The organism is Thioclava sp. F36-7, from assembly GCF_002020075.1.
In the GTDB taxonomy this organism is placed as follows: domain Bacteria; phylum Pseudomonadota; class Alphaproteobacteria; order Rhodobacterales; family Rhodobacteraceae; genus Thioclava; species Thioclava sediminum.
In genome coordinates this window covers 16,512-41,357 of the sequence record NZ_MPZR01000003.1, presented here as the reverse complement: position 1 = coordinate 41,357, position 24,846 = coordinate 16,512, and the positions used below count along the sequence as shown (strand labels likewise).

At 64.3% G+C, this 24,846-nt stretch carries 21 protein-coding genes and 1 tRNA gene; 12 read left to right on the top strand and 10 right to left on the bottom strand.

Going from position 1 to position 24,846, the window contains the following annotated elements; genetic code table 11:
- Positions 1-508 precede the first annotated feature (508 nt).
- Positions 509-1,597: an Mrp/NBP35 family ATP-binding protein gene (locus tag BMI89_RS06000; RefSeq protein ID WP_078570213.1), complete on the bottom strand. Its 1,089-nt coding sequence runs from the start codon at positions 1,595-1,597 to the stop codon at positions 509-511.
- A 339-nt stretch (positions 1,598-1,936) separates the two neighbouring features.
- On the opposite strand from BMI89_RS06000, the gene BMI89_RS05995 reads away from it, so the two are divergent.
- Positions 1,937-2,140 (top strand): DUF1127 domain-containing protein, encoded by a 204-nt coding sequence (locus tag BMI89_RS05995; protein ID WP_078519474.1) that lies wholly within the window; start codon positions 1,937-1,939, stop codon positions 2,138-2,140.
- Positions 2,141-2,825: 685 nt separating this feature from the next.
- Positions 2,826-3,608 (top strand): 23S rRNA (adenine(2030)-N(6))-methyltransferase RlmJ, encoded by a 783-nt coding sequence (gene rlmJ, locus BMI89_RS05990; protein WP_078570212.1) that lies wholly within the window; start codon positions 2,826-2,828, stop codon positions 3,606-3,608.
- Here rlmJ and mntR read toward each other — a convergent pair.
- Positions 3,591-4,016, bottom strand: a complete 426-nt coding sequence (mntR, locus tag BMI89_RS05985; RefSeq protein WP_078519476.1) for a manganese-binding transcriptional regulator MntR — start codon at positions 4,014-4,016, stop codon at positions 3,591-3,593. The genes rlmJ and mntR overlap by 18 nt on opposite strands.
- Before the next feature lie 202 nt (positions 4,017-4,218).
- Here mntR and BMI89_RS05980 point away from each other — a divergent pair, with 202 nt between their 5' ends.
- The 4 genes from BMI89_RS05980 to BMI89_RS05965 all read left to right on the top strand — a co-directional run bounded on the left by BMI89_RS05980 (position 4,219) and on the right by BMI89_RS05965 (position 8,485).
- Positions 4,219-5,520, top strand: a complete 1,302-nt coding sequence (locus tag BMI89_RS05980) for an Nramp family divalent metal transporter (protein ID WP_078570211.1) — start codon at positions 4,219-4,221, stop codon at positions 5,518-5,520.
- Between the two features lie 90 nt (positions 5,521-5,610).
- Entirely contained in the window at positions 5,611-7,206 is a 1,596-nt protein-coding gene (locus BMI89_RS05975) for a peptide chain release factor 3 (RefSeq protein WP_078519478.1), read from the top strand.
- Entirely contained in the window at positions 7,203-7,670 is a 468-nt protein-coding gene (locus BMI89_RS05970) for a DUF6869 domain-containing protein (RefSeq protein WP_078570210.1), read from the top strand. The genes BMI89_RS05975 and BMI89_RS05970 overlap by 4 nt, the downstream gene beginning before the upstream one ends.
- 98 nt (positions 7,671-7,768) lie before the next feature.
- Complete coding sequence (locus BMI89_RS05965; RefSeq protein WP_078570209.1) at positions 7,769-8,485, top strand: lipo-like protein; 717 nt, start codon at positions 7,769-7,771, stop codon at positions 8,483-8,485.
- An 88-nt stretch (positions 8,486-8,573) separates the two neighbouring features.
- Here the strand turns inward: BMI89_RS05965 and BMI89_RS05960 are convergent, their stop codons facing one another.
- Entirely contained in the window at positions 8,574-8,903 is a 330-nt protein-coding gene (locus tag BMI89_RS05960) for an iron-sulfur cluster assembly accessory protein (protein WP_078519481.1), read from the bottom strand.
- A gap of 93 nt (positions 8,904-8,996) precedes the next feature.
- Here BMI89_RS05960 and BMI89_RS05955 point away from each other — a divergent pair, with 93 nt between their 5' ends.
- Positions 8,997-10,208 (top strand): deoxyguanosinetriphosphate triphosphohydrolase, encoded by a 1,212-nt coding sequence (locus BMI89_RS05955; protein ID WP_075774417.1) that lies wholly within the window; start codon positions 8,997-8,999, stop codon positions 10,206-10,208.
- A 60-nt stretch (positions 10,209-10,268) separates the two neighbouring features.
- Entirely contained in the window at positions 10,269-10,691 is a 423-nt protein-coding gene (locus tag BMI89_RS05950; protein ID WP_078519483.1) for an OsmC family protein, read from the top strand.
- 67 nt (positions 10,692-10,758) lie between these two features.
- On the opposite strand, the gene BMI89_RS05945 is transcribed toward BMI89_RS05950, so the two are convergent.
- Entirely contained in the window at positions 10,759-11,448 is a 690-nt protein-coding gene (locus BMI89_RS05945; protein ID WP_078570208.1) for a glutathione S-transferase N-terminal domain-containing protein, read from the bottom strand.
- A 34-nt stretch (positions 11,449-11,482) separates the two neighbouring features.
- Positions 11,483-12,400, bottom strand: a complete 918-nt coding sequence (locus tag BMI89_RS05940) for an alpha/beta fold hydrolase (protein WP_078570207.1) — start codon at positions 12,398-12,400, stop codon at positions 11,483-11,485.
- 209 nt (positions 12,401-12,609) lie between these two features.
- On the opposite strand from BMI89_RS05940, the gene BMI89_RS05935 reads away from it, so the two are divergent.
- From BMI89_RS05935 to BMI89_RS05920, 4 genes are all read left to right on the top strand, one after another.
- On the top strand, positions 12,610-13,785 hold the full coding sequence (locus BMI89_RS05935; RefSeq protein ID WP_078570206.1) for an aminotransferase class I/II-fold pyridoxal phosphate-dependent enzyme: 1,176 nt from the start codon (positions 12,610-12,612) through the stop codon (positions 13,783-13,785).
- A gap of 97 nt (positions 13,786-13,882) precedes the next feature.
- Entirely contained in the window at positions 13,883-14,977 is a 1,095-nt protein-coding gene (gene folE2 / locus BMI89_RS05930) for a GTP cyclohydrolase FolE2 (RefSeq protein WP_078570205.1), read from the top strand.
- Between the two features lie 145 nt (positions 14,978-15,122).
- A complete protein-coding gene (locus BMI89_RS05925; protein WP_078570204.1) occupies positions 15,123-17,573 on the top strand; it encodes a UvrD-helicase domain-containing protein in 2,451 nt (816 codons plus the stop codon).
- A 194-nt stretch (positions 17,574-17,767) separates the two neighbouring features.
- Positions 17,768-19,072: a DUF3422 domain-containing protein gene (locus tag BMI89_RS05920; RefSeq protein WP_078570203.1), complete on the top strand. Its 1,305-nt coding sequence runs from the start codon at positions 17,768-17,770 to the stop codon at positions 19,070-19,072.
- Here the strand turns inward: BMI89_RS05920 and ybaK are convergent.
- The 5 genes from ybaK to BMI89_RS05895 form a co-directional block, all read right to left on the bottom strand.
- The gene (gene ybaK / locus BMI89_RS05915) at positions 19,066-19,545 is read right to left on the bottom strand and encodes a Cys-tRNA(Pro) deacylase (RefSeq protein WP_078570202.1); all 480 of its coding nucleotides are present in this window, start codon (positions 19,543-19,545) and stop codon (positions 19,066-19,068) included. The two genes, BMI89_RS05920 and ybaK, sit on opposite strands and share 7 nt — an antisense overlap.
- A gap of 8 nt (positions 19,546-19,553) precedes the next feature.
- On the bottom strand, positions 19,554-20,381 hold the full coding sequence (locus BMI89_RS05910) for an aldo/keto reductase (protein WP_078570201.1): 828 nt from the start codon (positions 20,379-20,381) through the stop codon (positions 19,554-19,556).
- Positions 20,382-20,512: 131 nt separating this feature from the next.
- The gene (betC, locus tag BMI89_RS05905) at positions 20,513-22,057 is read right to left on the bottom strand and encodes a choline-sulfatase (RefSeq protein WP_078570200.1); all 1,545 of its coding nucleotides are present in this window, start codon (positions 22,055-22,057) and stop codon (positions 20,513-20,515) included.
- A gap of 105 nt (positions 22,058-22,162) precedes the next feature.
- A complete protein-coding gene (locus BMI89_RS21215) occupies positions 22,163-24,484 on the bottom strand; it encodes a Hint domain-containing protein (RefSeq protein ID WP_143593836.1) in 2,322 nt (773 codons plus the stop codon).
- Positions 24,485-24,753: 269 nt separating this feature from the next.
- Positions 24,754-24,830: transfer RNA gene (locus BMI89_RS05895), tRNA-Ile, on the bottom strand.
- Positions 24,831-24,846 lie beyond the last annotated feature (16 nt).

The window sequence follows — 24,846 nt, the reverse complement described above, 5'->3', positions numbered from 1 at the left end:
CCGTGAGGTCTTAGTGCCTCTATTTGTCTTCGCTTCCGATGAATTAGGGATGCCATGGGAATTCATGGCACGCAAGAAAAAAGTTGCCGAATACTGGGCACATGTTGTTCGCGAGGAGACTTCATTACAAGGTGTTGTGCCGAGATCGGACCACACCTAGCGCAAGTCTAGCGGATATTTACTATATATGGTAGAAAAACCGGAGCCGTCAGAGCTTCCCGTAAAATCCCAAAAAATTTCACCCAATGCGGAACCTGTGGTTTTTGAGCCGCAATTTGAACCCGCGACACCACTGATTTCAGCGCTCACCACAGGGTGATTTTGCGCGAGGGCGCGTGAAGCGCGCGTGATTCCGCCCAGTTTCGTGGCGAATCTCCGCTCACATGCCTTCTACGCTCCCGTGAAGTTCCATGAAAGGTGCCATGATTTCCCATAACGCCCCTGTGACCAGAAAAAAGGCGCCCGGATCGGGCGCCTTTCTTAGCGTGAGCTTGGCCTAGAGCTGAGATCAGAGCAGATCGCGGTCGACCAGCCCCTGCGCAAGAGCGGCATAGCCCTCGGCCGCCGGCCCCTCGCCCGCCGCAACCGGGGTGCCCGCATCGCCGGCGAGCCGCACATCCAGATCGACGGGCAGCGCACCGAGGAAGGGCAGCCCCAGCGCCTTCGCCTCCGCGGCGACCCCGCCATGGCCGAAGAGATGCGCCTCGTGGCCGCAATTCGGGCAGACATAAGAAGACATGTTCTCGACCAGCCCGTGGATCGGGGTTTTCAGCCGCTGGAACATGTCGATCGCTTTCTTCGCATCGAGCAGCGCGACATCCTGCGGGGTCGAGACGATGATCGCCCCGTCCAGCTCGGTTTTCTGGCACAGCGTGAGCTGCACATCCCCCGTCCCCGGCGGCAGATCGATCAAAAGCACGTCGAGCGGGCCGTATTCGTCCCATTTCACCTGAAACAGCATCTGCTGCATCGCGCCCATCAGCATCGGGCCACGCCAGATAACCGCCTCGCTCTCTTTTAGCATGAGACCGACCGACATCAGCGTGACGCCATGCGCCTGCAGCGGCAGGATCGTCTGCCCGTCCGGCGAGGCGGGCCGCTTGTTCGCGCCCATCATGCGCGGCAGCGAGGGACCATAGATATCCGCGTCGAGCAGACCGACCTTCTTGCCCGCGCGAGTCAGCGCCACAGCAAGGTTCGACGCGACAGTGGATTTGCCGACGCCGCCCTTTCCCGACCCCACGGCGATGATCTTCTTCACGCCCGGCACTTTTTGCGGACCTTGCTGGGGCTTGGGATGGCCGCCGATCGCGGGGCCGCGCTGTTGCGATTGCTGAGCGGTGCCGCCAAGACCGCGCGGCGCGCCCGCGGGCACCACCACTGTCACGCTCGTCACCTCGGGGAGCGCCTTGATCGCCGCTTCCAGCGCGGGGCGCATCGCTTCCAGTTCGGGCTGCGGCGCGCCTTCGAGCACGAAGCGCACCACGCCGTCTTGCACCGCAAGCGCGCGCACGAGATCGCGGCTGATCGCGGTCCCGCCGCCCGGCACTTCTACCGATTGCAACGTCGCGAGAACCGTTTCCTTGCTCAGAGCCATGCAGATTCCTCCATTCCCGGGTCCGTCATCGGCCCGACTGCTCGTGATTTGGCCGGAACTGTGGCGTTTTTGCCGCGCAGTTCAAGTCGAGAACTGCCCAAATGGTCAGGAATCCCCCAAACGCCCCAAGGCAAGCGCACATATCTTGCGTCTGCGTCTCGAAAATGGGTCAGAATCATTCATGCATTTTCTGCATGGCGGCAATGAGGCTTCCCGGCATTGTGCAGTCGCAGCATTAGCGCCATCTTTAGCCCAACGACGGAACACGAAGTAACGAATTCGGGTCGACAAGCTGGAACCGGCAGCGGCCCTCGCAAGTAGATAGATGAGGCTGAAACGATGGCACTCGTACAAGACATCCAACTGAACGAAGGCGGCTTCGCCGCGCTGAAATCGAAACTGACCGAAGCCCTGGCCCGCCGCAAGGTGTATCGCCAGACGCTCAACGAACTGCGCTCGCTCAACAGCCGCGAGCTGAACGACCTCGGGCTGCACAGCTCGATGATCACCCGCGTGGCCTACGAGGCCGCATACGGCAAGTAATTCGCTTCCCGAGCCCCTCTCCTCCTCCCTGGGGCTCAGGACTGCGGCGGCGCTCTCTCTCCTCCTCCCTGAGAGCGCCGCCACACCAAACATACCGGCCCCGAGCGGCGCGACGCCGCGATGCCGGATCCGAGCTGCCCGGATCTCTCTCTCCTCCTCCCTGAGAGATCCGCGCCGAGCAGGCGGCGACCTCTCTCCTCCTCCCTGAGGTCGCCGCCTATCACCGGCGGAAAGCTGCGACAGGCTGTCGCATGCTGCAGTGCAGCACTTGATATCCGGGCCGACAGGCCCAAACTGTTACGAAAGGCCCTCTCCTCCTCCCTGGGCCGATCGTTTCGGCGGCACTCTCCTCCTCCTCCCTGAGGGTGCCGCCACAAAATACCGAGGGTCCTCTCCTCCTCCCTGGACCCGAGGGTGTGACGCCGCTTCCTCCTCCTCCCTGAAGCGGTGTCGACAGTGCCGAAGGGTCTCTCTCCTCCTCCCTGAGACCTGACGGCAGAAAAGAGACGGCGGCGCCCCTCCTCCTCCCTGGGCGCCGCCGTTTTCTTTTACTCTCAGACAGGCTGACCCGAAGGAGGGGCGCTGCCCCGCGCGCTTAGCGCGCCCCCGGGATGTTTCTCTCGAGAAGAAGAGCATTGCCCTCGCGCGCGCCGACCGGCAGGAAGGGCGCAAGGAGACCGAACCAATGCTGTCTTACCAACACGCCTATCACGCCGGAAATCTGGCCGATGTGCACAAGCACGCGCTGCTTGCGTCTGCGCTCGATTACCTGACGCGCAAGGACAAGCCGCTGAGCTATCTCGAAACCCATGCCGGGCGCGGGCTTTATGCGCTCGACGGGGCGGAGGCGGCGAAAACGGGAGAGGCAGCGGCCGGAATTACGCGGGTGGAAGGCTTGGGCTGGTTCGCCTCCGATCACCCTTATATGCGCGCGCTGGCCGCGGTGCGGGCGCAACACGGGGCGCAGGCCTATCCGGGTTCGCCTTTGGTCGCGCAGGCGCTGTTGCGGCCGATGGACACGATTCAGCTATGTGAATTGCACCCGCAGGAGTTTTCCGCCCTGCGCACGGCCACGCGGCGAAGCGGCGCAGTCCTGCACAAGGCCGACGGGCGCGAGATGGCGCTAGCGCTGACGCCCCCCACCCCGCGTCGTGGGATGATGCTGATCGATCCGAGCTTCGAGGAGAAGGCCGATTACACGGCGATGCCGAAGCTGATCGGCCATATCGCGAAGAAATGGAACGTCGGGATCATCGCGCTCTGGTATCCGATGCTGGCCTCGGGCGCGCAGGAGGCAATGGTGCGCACCCTGCGCCGCGATTTCCCCGACGCGCTGAGCCATGAGGTGCGATTCCCGCCCGCCCGCGAGGGCCACGGCATGATCGGCTCTGGGATGTTTATCGTGAACGCGCCCTGGGGTCTTTCTGGCGAGGCCGAGCGGCTGTCGGAGCTATTTGCCAGCCTTTGACGCGAGGAAGGCCTCGAACGCCTCCAGCGTGCGCGACGAGACATGGTGCTCGATCCCTTCGGCGTCGATCTCCGCGACCTCTTCCGGCACGCCCACAGCGCGCAACAGGGCCACAACGGTCCGGTGGCGTTCGCGCACCTGATCGGCCAGCGCCTCCCCAGTCTCCGTGAGAAACACCCCGCGATAGGGCCGCGACACGGCCAGCCCTTCGCGTTTGAGCCGCGCCACGGCTTTCGTCGCGGTCGGATGGGCTACCCCGAGTCGCGCGGCAATCTCGGTGATCCGTGCCTCGCCGAATTCCGCCGTCAGATCGGCGATCATCTCGACATAGTCTTCCAAGAGCGCGCGCGCCGCACGCTCTCGGGCCCGGTTGAACCCCTTGATCTGGGAGGGATCGGTGTCAGTCATTCGCCTGCCTTGACGGTCCTTGTCTCAATACCGGTCGGGGCCTTTCGGGCACCATTTCCGGAGCGGACCGGATAACCTGTCGCGCCCGATATGCCAAGCAAAGCTTCGCGCGGCGCGCGTTGTGCTGTCAACGAAAATTAGCCACTTGCGAATCTTGTAGCCGAGGCTACATTTCGCAGCAGCAGCATTGACGAGGACCCCCATGACTGAACTGACCCGCAAGGAAAACATGACGAGCCGCACCCGCACGGCGATGGAGGCCGTGCTGTCGGGCAACCGGCGCGGCGGGTATCTGTTGTTCTTCGGGCCAGCCGTCATCGCCTCGGTCGCCTATATGGACCCGGGCAATTACGCGACGAACATTCAGGCGGGCGCGGGCTATGGCTATGCGCTTTTGTGGGTCGTGCTGGGGGCGAACCTGATCGCGATGCTGTTTCAGGCGATCTCGGCGCGCGTGGGCATCGTCACCGGCAAGAACCTCGCAGAACTCTCGCGCGAGAATTTCTCGAAACCCGTGACGATCGCGATGTGGATCGTCTCGGAGATCGCGGCGATGGCGACCGATCTGGCGGAGTTTCTGGGCGGCGCATTGGGGCTTTCGCTCCTGTTCGGCTGGCCGCTAATCTGGGGGATGGGCGTCACCGCCGTCGTCACCTATGCGATCTTGCTATTCGAGCGCGGCGGTTTCCGCCCGATGGAGATCGTGATCGGCGCGCTCGTGGCGCTGATCGGGGCGTGCTACCTCGCCGAGATGTTCGTGGCGCCGGTCGACTGGTCGGGAGCGGTGGCAGGAATGTTCGCGCCCTCAATGCCAGATGCGACGGCGCTGACGATCTCGGTGGGCATCATCGGTGCGACTGTGATGCCGCATGCGATCTTCCTCCATTCCGGCCTGACGCAGAACCGCGCCCTGACGCGTGATCCGGTGCAGAAGGCGCGGCTGGTGAAGTTCTCCAACCGCGAGGTGATCATCGCGCTCGCGATCGCGGGGATGGTCAATATGGCGATGGTGATCATGGCGGCTTCCGCCTTCCATAGCGGCCATTCCGAAGTGGCCGAGATCGAGACCGCCTATCACACGCTGACGCCGCTCTTGGGCGGATTCGCGGCGGCAGCCTTCCTGACCTCGCTGATCGCCTCGGGGGTTTCCTCGTCGGTCGTCGGCACGATGGCGGGGCAGATGATCATGCAGGGCTTCATCCGCCGTCGCATCCCGGTCTGGCTGCGCCGGGTCATCACGATGGCGCCCGCCTTCGTCGTCGTGTGGCTGGGGGTGAACACGACCGACGCGCTGGTGATGAGCCAGGTCGTGCTGTCGATCGCCCTGCCCGTCCCGATGGTCGCGCTGCTGATCTTCGCGCGGCGTAGCGACATCATGGGCAAGTTCGCCCTGCGCGGGCCGATTCTGTGGCTCGCGGTGCTGGGCGCGCTCATGGTGCTGGGGCTGAATTTCGTGCTGCTCTGGCAATCGGCCGGGCTGCCGGTGCCGGGTCTGGTAAGCTAAGGTTCAAGGTGCGAGGGGCCGGAGCCCCCATCGCTGCGCCCCCCATCGCCGCGATTGCAAGGCGCGCGCGGGCAGGCTAAACGAGCGCGCATGATGAACCGTCCCGCGCTCCCGCCCGAAATCGCCCGTCGCCGCACCTTCGCGATCATCTCGCACCCGGATGCGGGCAAGACCACCTTGACCGAGAAGTTCCTGCTTTTCGGCGGCGCCATTCAGATGGCGGGACAGGTGCGTGCCAAGGGCGAGGCGCGACGGACGCGTTCGGACTTCATGAAGATGGAACAGGATCGCGGGATTTCGGTATCGGCCTCGGCCATGTCCTTCGAGTATCGCGACTTCCGCTACAACCTCGTCGACACGCCCGGCCACTCGGATTTCTCGGAAGATACCTACCGGACGCTGACGGCGGTCGATGCGGCGATCATGGTGATCGACGGCGCGAAGGGCGTGGAAAGTCAGACCCGGAAGCTTTTCGAGGTCTGCCGTCTGCGCGACCTGCCGATCCTGACCTTCTGTAACAAGATGGACCGCGAGAGCCGGGATACGTTCGAGATCATCGACGAAATTCAGGAAAACCTCGCGATCGACGTGGCGCCTGCCAGCTGGCCGATCGGGATGGGCCGCGATTTCCTCGGCTGCTACGACATGCTGCACGACCGGCTGGAGCTGATGGATCGCGCCGATCGCAACAAGGTGGCGGAATCGATCAAGATCAGCGGGTTGGACGACCCGAAACTGGCCGAGCATGTGCCCGCCGACCAGCTCGAAAAGCTGAAAGAGGAAGTCGAGATGGCGCGCGAGTTGCTGCCCGCTTTCGATCGCCAGAGCTTCCTCGAGGGACACCTGACGCCGATCTGGTTCGGTTCCGCGATCAACAGCTTCGGCGTGAAGGAACTGATGGACGGGATCGGCGAATTCGGCCCCGAGCCGGAGGTCTTCAAATCCGCCGAGCGCGATGTGGCGCCCGAGGAGAAGAAAGTCGCGGGCTTCGTCTTCAAGGTGCAGGCGAACATGGACCCCAAGCACCGCGACCGGGTGGCCTTCGTGCGGCTCGTCTCGGGCCATTTCACGCGTGGGCAGAAGCTGCTGCATGTGCGCTCCAAGAAACAGATGGCGGTGTCGAACCCGGTTCTCTTCCTCGCTGCCGACCGCGAACTGGCGGAAGAGGCCTGGGGCGGCGATATCATCGGTATTCCGAACCATGGCCAGCTGCGCATCGGCGACGCGCTGACCGAAGGCGAGGCGCTGCGCTTCACCGGCATCCCGAGCTTTGCGCCGGAACTGCTGCAATCGGTGCGCGCGACCGACCCGATGAAGGGCAAGCATCTGGAGAAGGCGCTGATGCAATTCGCCGAAGAGGGCGCGGCCAAGGTGTTCAAGCCTGCGATCGGCTCGGGCTTCATCGTGGGCGTCGTGGGCGCACTGCAATTCGAGGTGCTGGCGAGCCGGATCGAGCAGGAATACGGCATCCCCGTGCGGTTCGAGGCTTCGCAATTCACCTCCGCCCGTTGGGTGTTGGGCGACAAAGCGGCGGTCGAAAAGCTGGTCAACGCCAACAAGCAGCACATCTCCTATGATCACGACGGCGACGTGGTGTTCCTCACGCGCCTGCAATGGGACATCGACCGGGTCGAGCGCGACTATGAAGGCGTGACGCTGTCGGCGACCAAGGAAATGATGCAATGACCACCCCCCTGCCCCCCGAACTCGTCTCGATCCTGTGCAACGAGGCCAGTGCTCCGGACGACGTGCGCACGGTCGAGGCGCTGGTCGATCTGTGGCTCGCCGACAATGCCGAGGAGCCCGAGGGCGAGGAGTTTCCCTGGTCGGTGCTCTGTGTCTTCGAGCTGCGCGAATATCCCGAGGTGCTCTGGACCTTCATCCGCAAGGCGCTGACAGGGGCTACGACGATCTGGCAGGTGGTGATGCTCGCCGCCGGGCCGCTGGAAGATCTGGTGGCGGAACATGGCGCGGAGTTCATCGACCGGATCGAGCGCGAGGCGCGTCATTCCGCGCGCTTCCGCTTTGCGCTGACGGGCGTCTGGCCGCAGGGCGAGGAAGACCCCACCCTTTGGGCGCGGATCGAGAAGGCGCGCGCGGCGGCGATGGATACGGGGCTCGATATGGGCGGTCCGCTGCCGCCGAAATGAGCGCAGGCGTATCGCGCGCCAATTAACGAAAATCACATCTTTGCGCCTGAGCTGTGCAGCAGTGCGCGCCGGACCTACCTCTGAGCAAGGAGGAGATCATGGCGCAGCTGTCTCGGATGTCCGGCAAGAGAATGGCGCGGTTTCTGCAAAAGCAGACCCGCTTCTACCAGCCCTTCGGCGTGATCCCGACCCGCGCGCTGCGTGCGACGCTGCGTCCGGGCGATGTGCTGCTGGTCGAGGGCGACCGGCGGATCTCGGCGGCGATCAAATATCTCACCCATTCCACATGGTCCCATGCGGCTTTCTATTCGGGCGGCCCGCCCGGCGGCGAGCTGATCGAGGCCGATCTGGAGGCGGGCGTGCGGATCGCGGGGCTGGCGGCCTATGCGCATCTCAACACGCGTATCTGCCGCCCCGTGGGGCTTGGGCACGACCGGATCGAAGAGGTGATCGACTACATGCAGAGCGCGGTCGGGCGGCAATACGATCTGAAGAACGTGATCGACCTCGTGCGGTATCTTCTACCGCGCCCGCCCGTGCCGCATCGGTTTCGGCGGCGGATGCTGGCTTTGGGATCAGGCGACCCGACGCGGGCGATTTGCTCGACCGTGATCGCCGAGGCGTTTCATTCGGTCCATTACCCGATCCTGCCTGATATCGAGATGGGCAGCGCCGACAGTCAGGGCGAGATCCTGCATATCCGGCACTCGTCGCTGTTCACGCCGCGCGATTTCGATCTTTCGCCCTATTTCGACGTGATCAAGCCGACGCTGGAAGACGGGTTCGATTTTCGCAAATTGCCACTGGAGGAATGACGCCGAAGGAGGGGAGCCTCCGGCGGGGATATTTATATCAAGAGGAAGCGAGGATGCGCCTTTCAGATAAGGCGCATCGCCTGCGTCGTTACATCGCGAAGGAGACGCCGCAGCCGCAGGAACTCGACGCGTTCGGGTTCTCGATCACGAAGCGCGCGCCGATCAGTTCTTCGGTGAAGTCGATAGTGGCGTTCTCGAGGAAGGGCAGCGAGACCGGGTCGATCAGCACCTTCTGGCCTGCGCCTTCAAGCACGATGTCGTCGCCTGCAGGCGTCTCTTCGAGCTTGATATCATACTGAAAACCGGAACAGCCGCCGCCCTCGACGGCCACGCGCAGCGCTTGCGGCGCCTCGCGACCTTCATTGATTTCCGCCAGACGCGCAAAGGCGCGCTCGGTCACTTTCGGAGGGAGTTGCATCGGATTGGCCTTCCTGACCCCACGGGGCCTGTATTTCCGTCACATCCGAGATATAGGAGGGCCGAAGCGTGCCGACAAGACGAGGTTTTACCAGTGCTCAAGCCCTATGCCTGCCAGCCCGGCGAGAGCCGCGGGCGGCTTCACCCCGAAAGCATGTCCACTTTCCGCTCGCCGTTCCAGCGCGATCGGGACCGGATCATCCACTCCTCAGCCTTCCGACGGCTCAAGCACAAGACGCAGGTCTTCGTCGAACATGAGGGCGATTATTACCGCACGCGCCTGACCCACACGATCGAGGTGGCGCAGGTCGCGCGCACCATCGCGGGGACGCTGGGGTTGAACACCGATTTGGCCGAGGCGGTGGCGCTGGCGCATGATCTGGGCCATCCGCCCTTCGGGCATACTGGCGAAGATGCGCTGGCCGAGCTGATGAAGCCCTATGGGGGCTTCGATCACAATGCTCAGGCGCTGCGGATCGTGACAAAGCTGGAGAAGCATTACGCGGGCTTCGACGGGCTGAACCTGACCTGGGAGACGCTGGAAGGTATCGCCAAGCACAACGGGCCCGCGATTTCCGACAAGGGCGGCTCGCACAGCTTCCCGAGCCGCGAGGAACTGCCCTATGCGCTGGCCGAGGTCGATGCGGCCTGGGATCTGGAGCTGGAGACCAATGCCAGCGCCGAGGCGCAGGTGGCGGCGGTGGCCGATGACGTGGCCTATAACCACCACGATCTGCATGACGGCCTTCGCGCGGGGCTCTTCGACGAGGATGACCTGTGCGAATTGCCGGTGATTGGGGCCTGTTTCGCCGAGGTGGACAAGCTGCATCCCGGTCTCGACCGCACGCGCCGCCAGCACGAGGCGCTGCGCCGGGTCTTCGGCGTGATGGTCGAAGACGTGATCGCGGTGGCCGAGAACCGGCTGACTTCGCTCGGGCCGCAATCGGTGGACGATATCCGGCAGATGGACGGGCCGATCATCCGCTTCTCGAAGCCGCTTTATCAAAGCCTCAAGGTGCTCAAGCAATTCCTGTTCGAGCGCATGTATCGTGCGCCCTCCGTGGTGGTGGAGCGCAAGCGCGTGACCGAAATGATCAACGCGCTGTTCCCGCTGTTCATGGAACGCCCGGAGCTTCTGCCCGAGGAATGGCAGGAGGAAGTCTCCCGCGCGCGCATCCTCGGCGGCGACTGCACGCGGCCCGAATCGAAGCAGGCGCTGGCGCGGGTCGTGCTCGATTACGTGGCCGGGATGACGGACCGCTTCGCCATTCAGGAATATGATAGGCTGGTGGGGCGCGGGCGCTGAGGCGGAACAACTGGCCTTCCGTCTCGTTGTCTCCGCGAATGCAACGCATAGGAGGGATTCATGATCCGCAAGCACGCATCGGCCCATTGGGAAGGCACCATCAAGGGCGGCAAAGGCACGATTTCGACCGAGAGCGGCGCGCTGAAGTCGCAGCCCTACGGTTTTAACACCCGGTTCGAGGATGAGCCCGGTTCGAATCCCGAGGAATTGATCGGCGCGGCTCACGCGTCCTGCTTCTCGATGGCGCTGTCGCTTCAGCTCGAGCAGGCAGGCGTCTCGGACGTCGTGATCGACACCAAGGCGGAAATCTCGCTCGACAAGGAAGGCGACGGCTTCGCGGTGAAGAAATCCGCGCTGACCTCGACCGTGAAGGGCACCGGCGACGAGGAGGCCATCCGCAAGGCGGCCGAGGGCGCCAAGGAAGGCTGCCCGATCTCGAAGCTTCTGAACTGCGAGATCACGCTGGACCTGACGATCAACTGAGCAGGTCCTGACTACTAAAGCAAGGGCGCCCGGTGAGGCGCCCTTTTTCATTTCTGGGGTCCGGCGTTCAGCGCTTGAAAAGATGCTTCTGCGCTTCGCGGCTCGAATTATCGCTGCGCTCATCGGCAGACAGGGCGCGGCCCGCTTTGACGCCCGGGCGTTCGCCGACCTCGTCGAGCCAGCGCTTCAGGTTCGGCTTGTCGTCGAGCGTCTGCTCCTGCCCTTCCCAGAGCGAGGCCCAGCCCCAGGACGCCATATCCGCGATCGAGTAGAAATCGCCCGCGAGGTAGCGGGTCTCGGCCAGACGGCGGTCCATCACGCCATAGAGCCGCCCCGTCTCGGCGCGGTAGCGATCCTTCGCATAGGGCAGGTCCTGCGACGGCTCCAGCTTGGGCGCGTATTTCAGGAAATGGTGCGCCTGACCGGCCATCGGGCCGAGCCCGCCGACCTGCCAGAACAGCCATTCGTCGACCGCGATCTGGTCGCGCTCGGTCTCGCCGTAGAACTGGCCGGTCTTGCGGGCGAGATATTGCAGGATCGCGCCGCTTTCGAAGATCGAGACAGGTTCGCCATCCGGGCCGTCGCGGTCGATGATCGCGGGCATCCGGTTGTTGGGCGAGATTTTCAGAAATTCCGGTTCGAATTGCTCGCCCTTGCCGATATTCACCAAGTGTGTCTCGTAGGGCAGGCCCATCTCTTCGAGCGCGATAGAGATTTTCCAGCCGTTCGGCGTGGGCCAATAATAAAGGTCGATCATGGGGTCTCCGTCAGGTTAGGCGGCAGGTTCCGCTCTACTTTGCTGCTCGCTGAAACGAGGGCAAGGCGAAACCCGGTGTGCGCGGACGCGCAAAAAGGCGCGACCAGCGGGGGTCTTGCGCCTTAGGTAGTGCTTCGGCGAGAAAGGGAAGCGGCAGCCGGTCCGGCTGGCGCAGCACTTGACGGTAAAGGTCGAACAGCCCCTCGCGCATGTAGCAGGCGAAATGGCAGACGCGTTTCGCGGGCGGGGCGACGGGATAGCCGAGATCTTCGAGAACCTCGATCACCTCGGGCGCGTCGATCTGCAGGTCAAGCCAGTTGCGCATCGGCTGCGACAGGCCATTTCCCAAAGACCGCTCGCGCCCGCCCGCGACGCCCCACTCGAACAGGAAATCGAACAGGTCGTTGTCGCGGCTGGTGACGTTGAGCACCTCGCAGCTGCGGCCCGCCGGGCTCGCCATCGCCTCTTCGGCGCGGCTCTGGAATTCCGCGGCGGCCAGCAGCACCATCCGCGCGACTTGCCCCGCATGGGCATGGCGCAGCGCGCGCAGCGCGACCCGCGCGCCCATTGAATGGCCGATGATGCCCACCGGACGCCCGGTCGCGGCATGAAGCGCGCCGATCAGACGGGCAAGGCGCTGTGCGGCGATCTCGGCCATGTCGTAGATCCGGGTCAGCCGCCCCGTCGATTGCCAGCTAAACGCGATGCCCAGCCCTTCGCCCGGATTGCTCCCGTCGAAGCCGAGCGCGCGCGGCCAGCTGATCGCGGTATGCAGATTGAAGCTCGGCTCCATCGCGAAGATATGCTGATAGGGATCGCGCCCCTCGACGCCCGCCGCATAGCCGTAGCCGTGGATCATCAAGACGACCGGGGCACCCTCCGGCAGCGCGCGCGCCTGAGCGATGACATCGGCGGGCAGCTCGGAGCTGGCATGGACCTTGAGAAGCGGCATTTGGGCCTCGGGGGAGGAGCGCAGGCGCGGGTTGTTGTTCTAATCCGAACGCAGCTTTTCGTCGGAAAGTTCCCCCCCCCTTGCGTGAGCCTGCAGCGACGGCACGCATTCGTTTTGTGCGATCGTGACATCGCCGCTATGCGTTGACCCAGCGCCGCCTGCGCGCTATCGCAGCCCCAAGCCGCGACAGACCGCCGCAGGAGGCACCGATGACCGAGCGCAAGACCCGCACCAAACTCGTCCATGACGGCATTCGCCGCAGCCAATATGGCGAGTTGGCCGAGGCGATGTTCCTGACGCAGGGCTTTGCCTACCCCTCGGCCGAAGCCGCCGAGCAACGGTTCCTCAACGCCTCCGACGATGAGTTCATCTATGCGCGCTACGGCAACCCCACCACGCGCATGTTCGAAGACCGGATGGCCTCGATCGAAGGCACCGAAGACGCCTTCGCCTGCGCCTCCGGCATGGCCGCGATCAACGGCGCGCTGACCTGCCTCGTGAAGGCGGGCGATCACATCGTGGCCGCGCGCCAGATGTTCGGCTCCTGCCTGCATGTGCTGAAAGTCCTGCAGGGCTTCGGCGTCGACGTGACGCTGGTCGACGGCACCGACCTTGAGGCATGGCGCGCCGCGATGCGCCCCGAGACGAAGGTCTGCTTCTTCGAGAGCGTCTCGAACCCCGGCCTCGAAGTGATGGATGTCGCGGGCATCGTGAAAATCGCCCATGAGGGCGGCGCGACGGTGGTGGTCGACAACGTCTTCGCCTCGCCGATCTTCTCGCGCGCGGTGGAACTTGGCGCAGATGTGATCGTCTATTCCGCGACCAAGCATATCGACGGCGGCGGGCGCGTGCTCGGCGGTGTCGTGCTCGGCTCGAAAGAGTATATCCGCGGCCCGCTGGAGACCTATGTGAAGCACACCGGCGGCGCGATGAGCCCGTTCCACGCCTGGGTTCTGCTGAGCGGGTTGCAGACGCTCGATCTGCGGGTGCGCGCGCAGGCGGCCAACGCGGCTGCCGTGGCGAGCGCCGTGGCCGGCCATGAGAAACTCGCCCGCACCGTCTATCCCGGCCTGATGGATCATCCCCAGCATGCGCTGGCGATGGAGCAGATGGGCTCGGGCGGCACGATGCTCGCGCTCGACCTGAAGGGCGGCAAGGAGGCGGCGTTCCGCTTCCTCAACGCGCTGCAGATCGTCTCGATCTCGAACAACCTCGGCGATGCGAAATCCATTGCGACCCATCCGGCGACGACGACCCACAAGAACCTGTCGGAAGAGGAGCGGGAGGCGATCGCGATTACCCCCGGTCTGATCCGCATTTCGATGGGGATCGAGGACGGGGGCGATCTTATCGCCGACATCAAGGGGGCGCTCGACGCGGCCTGAACGGGGTGAACCGATTGCCGCGAACCGGCGTATTGTCTTGGACATCGCCCTCAAAAACCCCATATCTGGCGGGACCGGGCGCTCCGGAGGACAGGATATGAACGTGCAAGGCAGGATCGAGACCCCCGACAATGAAGACGCCCGCGCCGCGCTCGACGTGCTGCGCGCATGGGCGGCGAAGGCCGACCCGGTCGAGGTCGCGCAGCTCGATCCGGCGATCGCGCGGCTGCTGCCGGGGCACGAGGTCTCGAACTACCCCGATCTCAGCCGCGATTATGACGCGGCTTTCGAGGCGGACGAGACCTACAAGGCGACGATGCCCGACCTGCAGAACGGGCCGTCCTCGCTGATCGTGGGCGCGCATACCCGGATCGAACATGTCGGCATCTCGAATTTCCGCCTGCCGGTGCGCTTCCATACCCGCGACAATGGCGATCTGACGCTGGAGGCGTCGGTCACCGGGACGGTCAGCCTCGAAGCGGAGAAGAAGGGCATCAACATGTCGCGCGTGATGCGCAGCTTCTACGTCCACGCGGAGAAGACCTTCTCCTTCGAGGTGATGGAAGCCGCGCTCGACGATTACATGGATGATCTCGAGAGCTTCGACGCCCGTCTGATGATGCGCGTCTCTTTCCCGGTGAAGCGGCCCTCGCTGCGCTCCGGGCTGGAGGGCTGGCAATATTACGATATCGCGCTTGAGCTGATAGAGACGGCCGGTGTGCGCACCAAGGTGATCCATCTCGATTACGTCTATTCCTCGACTTGCCCGTGCTCGCTGGAGCTGTCCGAGCATGCCCGCGCCAGCCGCGGGCAACTGGCGACGCCCCATTCGCAGCGCTCCGTTGCGCGGATCTCGGCGGTGGTCGAGCCGGGCGAGGTGCTGTGGTTCGAAGACATGATCGATCTCGCCCGCGCCGCCGTGCCGACCGAGACGCAGGTCATGGTCAAGCGCGAGGACGAACAGGCCTTCGCCGAACTGAACGCCGCCAACCCGATCTTCGTCGAGGATGCCGTGCGCGCCTTCGCCGAACGTCTCTTGGCCGAACCGCGCGTCGGTGATTTCCGCATCGTGGCCAGCCATCAGGAAAGCCTGCACAGCCATGACGCCGTGGCCATGTTGACCGAGGGCGAGACCTTCGCATCGGCCAGCGTCGATCCTAAGCTGTTCGCCACGCTGATCCATCAGGGCTGAGCGCGGGTGGGGGCTCTGCCCCCGCCCTGCGGCCCCCCCGGGATATTTTCACAAGAGCGAAGACGGGTGCGGAAGCTCACGTCAGGCGAACAGATGCTGAACATGCCCCTTTCCCTCTGAGGGCCGAACCGCTAGATTGCCTCCCATGAATTGGGCTGATGACGACGATCCGTATGAAGGGGCTGCGAGCCTGTCGCAACGTGCCATGGCAGGCGCCATGCAAGCGCGGAGCGCGCCGTATCTCGAAAAACTGAACCCCCAGCAGCGCCAGGCGGTCGAGACGCTCGACGGGCCGGTCTTGATGCTGGCAGGCGCGGGCACGGGCAAGACCTCGGCGCTGACCGCACGGATCGCGCATCTGATCCACACCGGCCGCGCGCGCCCGAACGAGGTGCTGGCGGTGACCTTCACCAACAAGGCCGCGCGCGAGATGAAAGAGCGCGTGGGGCGCCACTTGGGCGGTGCGATCGAGGGGATGCCGTGGCTCGGCACCTTCCACTCGGTCTGCGTGAAGCTCCTGCGCCGTCATGCCGAGCTGGTCGGGTTGAAGTCGAATTTCACCATTCTCGACACGGACGACCAGATCCGGCTGCTCAAGCAGCTGATCGTCGCCGCCAATATGGACGAGAAACGCTGGCCTGCGCGGCAACTGGCGGGCCTCATCGACGGCTGGAAGAACAAGGCGCTGACGCCCGAAAAGGTCTCGGGCCGCGAGACGGCGGCTTTCGACAATCGCGGCTCCGAGCTTTACGCCGCCTATCAGGCGCGGCTGAAGACGCTCAACGCGGTCGATTTCGGCGATCTGCTGCTGCACATGGTCACGATCTTCCAGACCCACGGGGATGTGCTCGCGCAATATCAGCGCTGGTTCAAATACATCCTCGTAGACGAGTATCAGGATACCAACGTCGCGCAGTACCTGTGGCTGCGGCTTCTGGCGCAGGGGCACAAGAATATCTGCTGCGTGGGCGATGACGACCAGTCGATCTATGGCTGGCGCGGTGCCGAGGTCGGCAACATCCTGAAATTCGAGAAGGATTTTCCTGGCGCCGCGGTGATCCGGCTGGAGCAGAATTACCGCTCGACCGCGCATATCCTTTCTGCAGCGTCGGGGCTGATCACGGCCAATGAGGGTCGTCTGGGCAAGGAACTCTGGACCGAGGCCGAGGGCGGCGAAAAGGTGCGCCTGATCGGCCATTGGGACGGCGAGGAAGAAGCCCGCTGGATCGGCGAAGAGGTCGAGGCGATCCAGCGCGGGACCCGTGGCAATCCGCCGATCAGCCTGAATTCGCAGGCCATTCTCGTGCGCGCCTCGCATCAGATGCGCGCCTTCGAGGATCGGTTCCTGACCATCGGCCTGCCTTATCGCGTGATCGGCGGCCCGCGCTTCTACGAGCGGCTCGAGATCCGCGACGCGATGGCCTATTTCCGCCTCGTGACTTCGCCCGATGACGATCTGGCTTTCGAGCGGATCATCAACACGCCCAAGCGCGGCCTTGGCGACAAGGCGCAGCAGCGCATTCAGGTCGCCGCGCGCGAGAACGGGCTGAGCCTTCTGGACGGCGCGCGGCTTTTGGTGGCCGAAGGGGCGCTGTCGGGCAAGGCGGGCGGGCAGCTGCGGCTGTTCGTCGAGAATGTCGCGCGCTGGCATGAGAAGGTCGTGCAGGCCTCGCCCGCGACCGCCGTGACACGGGCCGAGGATGACGACCTGCTGATCGAGCCCGCCGAGGATGGTGTGGCGCCCGCGAATGACCTCAGCCATGTGCGTCTGGCCGAACGGATCCTCGAGGAATCCGGCTATGTCGAGATGTGGCAGAACGACAAGACGCCGGAAGCGCCGGGGCGGCTCGAGAACCTCAAGGAACTCGTCAAGGCGCTGGAGCAGTTCGACAATCTGCAGGGCTTCCTCGAACACGTCGCGCTGATCATGGACAACGACAAGGCCGAGACCGAGGAGAAGGTCTCGATCATGACGCTGCACGCGGCCAAGGGCTTGGAATTCCCCGTGGTCTTCCTGCCGGGCTGGGAGGATGGGCTGTTCCCGTCGCAGCGCTCGATGGATGAAAGCGGGTTGAAGGGGCTCGAGGAAGAGCGGCGTCTGGCCTATGTCGGCATCACCCGCGCCGAGGAGCTTTGCACGATTTCCTTTGCGGGTAACCGCCGCGTCTATGGCCAGTGGCAAAGCCAGATGCCCTCGCGCTTCATCGACGAATTGCCGCCCGCCCATATCGACGTGCTGACGCCTCCGGGCCTCTACGGTGGTGGCATGAACGGGGGCGGCTTCGGCGGGTCCTCGGCTATGGAAGACCGCGTCTCGCGCGCCGATGTCTACAACTCGCCCGGCTGGCGGCGGCTGCAAAACGCGCAATCGCGCGGGACCAGCCAGCCCCGCGAGGCGCGCCATATGGTGATCGACGCCAAGGGCGAGAGCGATTACGAGATCGGCGACCGGGTCTTCCACAAGAAGTTCGGCTATGGCGAGGTGATGGGCTCGGAAGGCGACAAGCTCGTCGTGGAATTCGACAAGGCGGGCGAGAAGCGTCTGCTGTCGAGCTTCGTCGTGCCCGCCGCCGATGCCGACGACGTGCCGTTTTAACCCTTCGCCTTGGCGCAAAGATCCTGGGGGTGAATTGGCGCAGCCAAGAGGGGGCAGCGCCCCCTGCCCCGTCGCGATCCGCGCGGCTCTGTGGCAGATTTGCCCGGTATTCCGATGCATGCCGTCAAACGCTTGATCAGCGGGGAATTTCGCCGCAGCTAGAGGGTAACACCCGCGTGAGCGAGACCCATAAGATGACCGCCGATCCAAAGCCCCACCTGCCCGATCATCCGCAGCGCTTTGCGCTTGTGAACGAATTGCACGCCCGCCCCTATCCGAAACTGGGCGTGCCGGGACATGCGGTCTATGTCGCATTCAAGGAGCCGCGCGATGCCGCCAATCGCGACCGCAGCAAGGATCACGATCACCTCGTCGATCTGCTGACGCGTCATGGCGCGGCGCAGCCGAAGGCGGGGATTACCCATTACGGCGGCAAGATCGGGCGCCACGAGGTGAAATGGGAAAGCCATACCGAGTTCACCACCTATCTCGCGTTCGGCAAAGGCGTGTCGTCGCGCGCCTTCGACCCGGCGGAGACCGAGATCTACCCCGATAGCTGGATCGATGCGGCACCCGGCGGGCGGATTGCGGCGGTGCAGATCCGCATCGAGGAGCTGCCCGAGAACCCCGACGACATCTCGCCGCTGCTGGAGCAATGGTTCGTCACCGAAAGCCTCGTCTGCACCTGGGTGCTCGACGGGGCGGCGGTGGTCGCGGGCGATTTCCGGATCGATCCGAACGGGCAGATGCGCTTTGCCGTCTTCGCGCGGCCCGGCACCGGGCCGGGGCGGATAGGGCGCACGGTGCAGCGGCTTTGCGAGCTGGAGACCTATCGCGCGATGTCGATGCTGGGGCTGGCGCGGGCGCGCGACCTGTCGAAGCGGCTCAATGCGCTCGACCCGCGCCTGACCGAGATCGTCGACGGGATGGGCAATGACGCCAATTCCGCCGAAGAGACGCTGCACGACCTGCTGGAAATCTCCGCCGAACTGGAGAGCCTCGCGGTGCAACATTCCTTCCGCTTCTCTGCGACCGGAGCCTATGAGGCGATCGTGCGCGAGCGGGTGGAGGCCCTGCGCGAAAGCCGTTTCGAGGGGCGTCAGAAGCTGAGCGAATTCATCGCGCGGCGTTACGACCCGGCGGTGCGCACGGTGAATTCGGCCGAGACGCGGCTGCGCCAGATGGTGACGCGGGCGGCGCGCGCGGGCGAGCTGCTACGGACGCGGGTCGATGTGGAGCGCTCGGCGCAGAACCAGAAAGTGCTGGAAAGCATGGATCGCCGCTCCGACCTGCAGCTGCGCCTGCAGCACACGGTCGAGGGGCTGTCGGTGGTCGCGATCAGCTATTACGCGATCTCGGTCGCGGGTTATCTCGCCTATCCGGTCTCGAAGAAGATCGGGCTGAGCAAAGAGCTGATGATGGCGGGGCTGACGCCGATCGTGATCCTCGCGGTCTGGCTGATGATCCGGCGCATCCGCAAGGGGATGGGCGGTCACTGATCGGCGATGAGGGGCTTTGCCTCGGCCCGCGCGGCTGACAGCGCCGCAGCGGGGCGAAGTTCGATCATCAGCCCGCGCTTGCCGCCGTTCAGGATGATCCGGTCATAGCCAAGCGCGCTCTGCTCGAACGCCACCGGGCTTGCGCGTTTCTGCCCGAAGGGGCTGATGCCGCCGGTGCGAAACCCGGTCAGCTTCTCGGCCTTCGCGGGCTCCATCATCTTCGCGGATTTGCCTCCGAAAGCTGCGGCCACCTTCTTCATCGACAGCGTCGCATCGGACGGGATCACCGCACAGGCGGGCTTGCCATCCACCTCGACCATCAGCGTCTTGAGAACCCGCGCCGGCTCCACTCCGAGCGCACTGGCCGCATGGAGGCCGATCTTATCTTGACCGGCCTCATAGGCATATTCGTGCAGTTCGAAGGCGAGCTTGGCGCGGGTCAGCGCCTGTGTCGCCGGGGTGGCATAGCCCATCGGGCTCCTCAGAAATCGGCGGTGGCGGGGTCCGGCCCGATGCGGCCTTCCGCGCTGTCGATATCCTTGATCTGCGCCATCTCATCCTCGGTCAACTCGAAATCGAACACGTCGATATTCTCCCGCATCCGCTCGTGATTGGACGATTTCGGGATCGTCACGCAACCGAGCTGGATTTGCCAGCGCAGCGTGACCTGCGCCGCCGACTTGCCGTAGCGCGCCGCGATCTCGGTCAGGATCGGGTTCGAGAGCGCCTCGCCCTGCCCCAGCGGCGACCAGCATTCGGTGGTGATGCCGAGCTTTTCATGCACCTCGCGCTGCGCGGCCTGCTGGAAGCGCGGATGCAGTTCGATCTGGTTGATCGCGGGCGCCTCGCCGGTCTCTTCGATCAGCCGCTCGAGATGGTCGGGCAGGAAGTTCGACACACCGATCGCGCGGATACGGCCTGCGTCGCGCAGCTCGATCAGCGCCTTCCACGCCTCGACATATTTGTCTTTGGCGGGCATCGGCCAGTGGATCAGGTAGAGGTCGAGATAATCGAAGCCCAGCTTACCCATCGTCTCGTCGAAGGCGCGCTTGGTCTCGTCATAGCCCTGCCGGTCGTTCCAGAGCTTCGAGGTCACGAAGATGTCTTCGCGCGCCACGCCGCTTTGCGCGATGCCGCGGCCCACGCCCGCCTCGTTGCCGTAAGCGGCCGCGGTGTCGATATGGCGATAACCCGCATCGAGGGCGTTTTGGATGATGGCGGGCGCATCGGCATCGTCCATTTTCCAGACGCCGAGGCCAAGCTGCGGGATTTTGATGCCGTCATTGAGGGTGAGGGTCGGAACGCTCATGGTCGATCTCCTGTCTGCCTGTTGGGTTGGACAACAGCTTAGGGCGGCGCGGCGTTCCGGAAAGGCGCTCACGGGGTAGTGAAAGGCGCCAGAGATCGGCCCGGGGCTGGCACGCCCCGGGCCTTACGCCCTTACTCTCCGCGCGGGAAGCGTTTGTTTTCTTCCAGCACGTTAAGGTCCATGTGATTGCGCATATAGGCCTCGGAGGCTTTCTTGAGCGGCTGGTAATCCCACGGATACTGGCCGCCTTGGCTGAGCGCCTCGTAGACGACCCAGCGGCGCGCCTGACTGGCCCGGACGTCCGCGTCGAAACGCTCCAGATCCCAGCGCTGAGCCGCCTCGGCCTTGAGCGCGGCATAGGCCTCGGCATGGGCGGGATCGTCTGCGAGATTGGTCAACTCATGCGGGTCGGCCTCGACGTCAAAAAGCTGATCGGGATCGAGATTGCACAGGTTCAGCTTGTAGCGCCCTTTGCGCAGGCTCACGAGCGGCGCATAGGAGGCCTCGGCGGCATATTCCATCGCCACCGCCTCCGTGCGGGGTTCGCGCTTGGCCTGCGGCAGCAGCGAATGCCCGTCGAGCCATGGCGCGATCTCTTCGAGCGAGATACCCGCCAGATCACACAGCGTCGGCGTGACGTCGATCGTCGAGACCGGATCGGAGACCAGACCCGGCTCCAGCCCCGGCGCCGAGATCATCAGCGGCACGCGGGACGAGCCCTCATAGAAGCTCATCTTGAACCACAGCCCCCGCGCGCCCAGCATGTCGCCGTGATCGGAGACGAAGAGGATCGTGGCCTCCTGCCGGGTGTCTTCGAGCACCTGCAGCAGCTCGCCGATCTTGTCGTCGAGATAGGACAGGTTCGCGAAATAGGCGCGGCGCGAACGGCGGATGTCCTCGGTCGTGATGTTGAACTCGCGCCAATCGTTCGCGTCGAAAATCCGCTTCGAGTGGTTGTCCTGCTCCTCGTAAGGGATCGCGCCGACCTCGGGTTCGAGATGGTCGCAATCCTCGTAGAGATCCCAGTATTTCTTGCGCGCGACGTAGGGGTCATGCGGATGGGTGAAGCTGACGGTCAGCATCCACGGGCGCGCATCGTTGCCCCGCGCCAGATCGTAGAGCTTCATCTTCGCCTCATGGGCGACATTGTCGTCATATTCCATCTGGTTGGAAATCTCGGCCACCCCTGCCCCGGTCACCGAGCCCATATTGTGATACCACCAGTCGATCCGCTCGCCGGGCTTGCGGTAATCCGGGGTCCAGCCGAAATCGGCGGGGTAGATATCGGTGGTCAGTCGCTCTTCGAACCCGTGAAGCTGATCGGGGCCCACGAAATGCATCTTGCCCGAGAGGCAGGTCTGGTAGCCCGCGCGGCGCAAGTGGTGGGCATAGGTCGGAATGTCCGAGCGGAACTCGGCCGCGTTGTCATAGACGCCCGTCGTCGAGGGAAGCTGGCCCGACATGAAGGCCGCCCGTCCCGGCGCACAGAGGGGCGAGCCGGTATAGGCGTTCTCGAACCGCACCGAGCGTTCCGCGAGTTTGCGCAGGTTGGGCGTGTGCAGCCACTCCGCCGGGCCGTCGGGAAAGAGCGTCCCGTTGAGCTGATCGACCATCAGGATCAGGATATTCGGGCGCGGCTTGCTGTCGTCCTTGGCGGCGGTTTCGAGGTCAGGCATAGCGGCGCGCTCCTTTTATTGATCCACGGGTCAATAACCCCTGTAGCGATCCGGAGCGGGGGAACGCAAGGGCAAGCAGGTCACGCGGAAGTGGCTCGCGCCGGGTCAGGCGGCCGCGATGATCCGGGCCTCATGGCGTTTCAGGCTCGGCCGCGCGGCGAGATAGCTTTCGACTTCGCCGTCCAGTTCCGGGAAGAGCGCAAGCAATTCGGCCCGTTGCGCCTGATCCATATCGTTCATCGTCGCCTGCCCCGGCTGGAAGCTTTCGGTCCAGAGCCCGTCAGAGAAAACGATCTCGTGATTATCGAACATCACGTGGATATAGGTGACCGCCTCGGCCTCTTCGTCGATCTCGATCCCCGGCAACCCGACAAGATGGCGCGCGGCGGCCAACACCTCCGGCTCGCCCGCGATCAGCTGCGCGCGCGGCCCGGTCAGCAGGATGCGGTGCTGCGGCGAGACGCGCATCTCGCGCTCGGGCTGGTTCGCGCCCAGCGCGCCCGGTGCGATCTTGATGGAGCGGAATTCCGGCTTCGCCAGCAGTTCCGCCGCGCTGAGCGCACGGGTGCCAATCCAGCGGATGACCTGAAAGCCGCTGTCGCGAGTCAGAATGCGATCGCCGACCTGCAGGCTTTCGACCGCGCGGGCGCCGCTATGCGTCGCGATCAAGGTGCCCGGCGTGAAGCAGGGGATGACCTTTTCGATATTCGAGAAGTTGACCGTGCCGACGACCGCGCCATTGCCGTCATAGAAATCGATCGTGCCGTTTTCCGGGTTCGCCGCGTCACGATGCACGGCGACATTGTCCCAGCCCCAGTCGCTGAGGTCGATGATGTCGAAATCGTCGCCCGTCTCCGAGCCGTCGATCGTGTCGCCGGGGACGAGGTCGATGAACCTGTCGGCATCCGCGCCGCCGACGAGAGTGTCGCCGCCGCCGCCCGAGAGCGTATCATTGCCCGCGCCGCCGTCGAGTTGGTCGCTCCCGGCCCCGCCCTGCAGGACGTCGTTCCCGTCGCCACCGAAGAGCGTATCATCGCCGGTGCCGCCAACGAGGCTGTCATTGCCTTCGTCGCCGTAAAGCGAGTCGTTTCCCGATCCGCCCAGCACGGTGTCGTTGCCGGTGCCGCCGTAGAGGATGTCATCCGCGCCCGCGCCGTCGATATAGTCGTCGCCGCCATTGCCGTAGAAGACGTTGGTGTAGCCATCCGTCGGGTCCGAGGAGGCGCCGTCGAAGCCGATCAGCGTGTCGTTGCCTGCCGAGCCGTAAATCCCGTCGACGCCGCTGAGCGTATCGCCCGTCGCATCGCCGCCCGTGGCCGTTCCCGCGCCGAGGTTGATGTTCACCGCGCTCGCGGAATCGGAATAGTCGACATAGTCCATGCCGGTTCCGCCCGACAGGATATCGCCGCCCGCGCCGCCATGCAGCGTGTCGTTGCCCGTGCCGCCGTCGAGCGTATCGGTCCCCGCCCCGCCGTCGAGCGAGTCGTTGCCCGCGCCGCCGATCAGCCGGTCATTCCCGAGACCGCCGATCAGCGTGTCGTTCCCGATGCCGCCATCGAGCCAGTCATTATCCGCGCCGCCATCGAGGGAATCGTTACCGTCGTTGCCGGTGAGTATGTCGTTTCCGCTGCCGCCGAGGAGCGTGTCATTGCCGGTGCCGCCGATCAGCGAGTCGTTGCCCGACCCGCCATCGATCGAATCGTCGCCCGTACCGCCATCGACCGTGTCGTTTCCGAGCCCGGCCAGCACGGTATCGTTGCCGCCATAGGCGCGGATGTAGTCGTCATTGCCGCTGCTGCCCGCGAGCCCCGCATCGTTATTGTCCACGCGGTCGGAGCCATTCGCGATCGGCTCGACGTAGTTCACGTCGATCCGGTCCGCGCTATCGGTGCCGTCGACGTAGCCGTCGTCGAAGCCGGTGACGTAGCGATCCTGCGCGAGATTGGTGTTTTGATAGCTCACCGCTGAGCCGATGATCATCGACTGGATCGGTTTGGCCTCATAGGCCGCCGTGGTTGCATTATTCGACAGTTCCGGCGCGAGGAACACTTCGCCCGTCGTGGTCTGCACGAGGACCGATTGCACATTCGCCGTGGTGCCGTCGGTGTAGGTGATGGTCGTGTTGTAGACCACCAGACCGTCATAGGTGAAATCGCGAACGCCCTGACCGTCACCGATATCGGTCCGGATCGTGTCGTTGGACGTGTTGTTATTGGTGTCGAGAACGCCACTCGAGCCGCCATTGTCGATCAGCGTTGCTTCGGTGATGTGGCTGAACAGCGGATCGGTGGAGGACCCGGCGGAGGCGTTCTGGAGAAGGTTGTAATTCTCCATGCTCGAATTTCCCTCTTGGGAATCCAAGTAGTAGATGTTGCCGTTCGCGTCCTCGGCGACGCCGAGATATATCCAGTTGAACGTCGTGGCCATGTCGCCGCTGCTTTACCTTGTTACCGTCGGACAGGCCCGCGAGGGACCGGTCTCCGACTTTCGAAGACTGTGCAAAAATATCGGGGCCTATGACGTGGCTGCTCGATTTTTATAGTTACTGATACTCTAACAAGGCCCCCATTTGGCGCGGGTTCATGATCGTCTCACGGCGCAAATTGGGCGAAATGGGGGCTTTCCGGTCGAGGCGACACGCATAGGGAGAGTCGTGGCAACACGGCCACGAAGCCGCGGAAATTTCGGCGGAAAACTGGTAGGCCCGGCAGGACTTGAACCCGCAACCAAGGCGTTATGAGCGCCCTGCTCTAACCAATTGAGCTACAGGCCCACCATTGCGTATTCCT

What these genes read in the sequence shown, in the direction of transcription:
- BMI89_RS06000 (WP_078570213.1), bottom strand. Translation starts at nt 1,597, where the DNA reads ATGGCTCTGAGCAAGGAAACGGTTCTCGCGACGTTGCAATCGGTAGAA.
- BMI89_RS05995 (WP_078519474.1), top strand. Translation starts at nt 1,937, where the DNA reads ATGGCACTCGTACAAGACATCCAACTGAACGAAGGCGGCTTCGCCGCG.
- rlmJ (WP_078570212.1), top strand. Translation starts at nt 2,826, where the DNA reads ATGCTGTCTTACCAACACGCCTATCACGCCGGAAATCTGGCCGATGTG.
- mntR (WP_078519476.1), bottom strand. Translation starts at nt 4,016, where the DNA reads ATGACTGACACCGATCCCTCCCAGATCAAGGGGTTCAACCGGGCCCGA.
- BMI89_RS05980 (WP_078570211.1), top strand. Translation starts at nt 4,219, where the DNA reads ATGACTGAACTGACCCGCAAGGAAAACATGACGAGCCGCACCCGCACG.
- BMI89_RS05975 (WP_078519478.1), top strand. Translation starts at nt 5,611, where the DNA reads ATGATGAACCGTCCCGCGCTCCCGCCCGAAATCGCCCGTCGCCGCACC.
- BMI89_RS05970 (WP_078570210.1), top strand. Translation starts at nt 7,203, where the DNA reads ATGACCACCCCCCTGCCCCCCGAACTCGTCTCGATCCTGTGCAACGAG.
- BMI89_RS05965 (WP_078570209.1), top strand. Translation starts at nt 7,769, where the DNA reads ATGGCGCAGCTGTCTCGGATGTCCGGCAAGAGAATGGCGCGGTTTCTG.
- BMI89_RS05960 (WP_078519481.1), bottom strand. Translation starts at nt 8,903, where the DNA reads ATGCAACTCCCTCCGAAAGTGACCGAGCGCGCCTTTGCGCGTCTGGCG.
- BMI89_RS05950 (WP_078519483.1), top strand. Translation starts at nt 10,269, where the DNA reads ATGATCCGCAAGCACGCATCGGCCCATTGGGAAGGCACCATCAAGGGC.
- BMI89_RS05945 (WP_078570208.1), bottom strand. Translation starts at nt 11,448, where the DNA reads ATGATCGACCTTTATTATTGGCCCACGCCGAACGGCTGGAAAATCTCT.
- BMI89_RS05940 (WP_078570207.1), bottom strand. Translation starts at nt 12,400, where the DNA reads ATGCCGCTTCTCAAGGTCCATGCCAGCTCCGAGCTGCCCGCCGATGTC.
- BMI89_RS05935 (WP_078570206.1), top strand. Translation starts at nt 12,610, where the DNA reads ATGACCGAGCGCAAGACCCGCACCAAACTCGTCCATGACGGCATTCGC.
- folE2 (WP_078570205.1), top strand. Translation starts at nt 13,883, where the DNA reads ATGAACGTGCAAGGCAGGATCGAGACCCCCGACAATGAAGACGCCCGC.
- BMI89_RS05925 (WP_078570204.1), top strand. Translation starts at nt 15,123, where the DNA reads ATGAATTGGGCTGATGACGACGATCCGTATGAAGGGGCTGCGAGCCTG.
- BMI89_RS05920 (WP_078570203.1), top strand. Translation starts at nt 17,768, where the DNA reads ATGACCGCCGATCCAAAGCCCCACCTGCCCGATCATCCGCAGCGCTTT.
- ybaK (WP_078570202.1), bottom strand. Translation starts at nt 19,545, where the DNA reads ATGGGCTATGCCACCCCGGCGACACAGGCGCTGACCCGCGCCAAGCTC.
- BMI89_RS05910 (WP_078570201.1), bottom strand. Translation starts at nt 20,381, where the DNA reads ATGAGCGTTCCGACCCTCACCCTCAATGACGGCATCAAAATCCCGCAG.
- betC (WP_078570200.1), bottom strand. Translation starts at nt 22,057, where the DNA reads ATGCCTGACCTCGAAACCGCCGCCAAGGACGACAGCAAGCCGCGCCCG.
- BMI89_RS21215 (WP_143593836.1), bottom strand. Translation starts at nt 24,484, where the DNA reads ATGGCCACGACGTTCAACTGGATATATCTCGGCGTCGCCGAGGACGCG.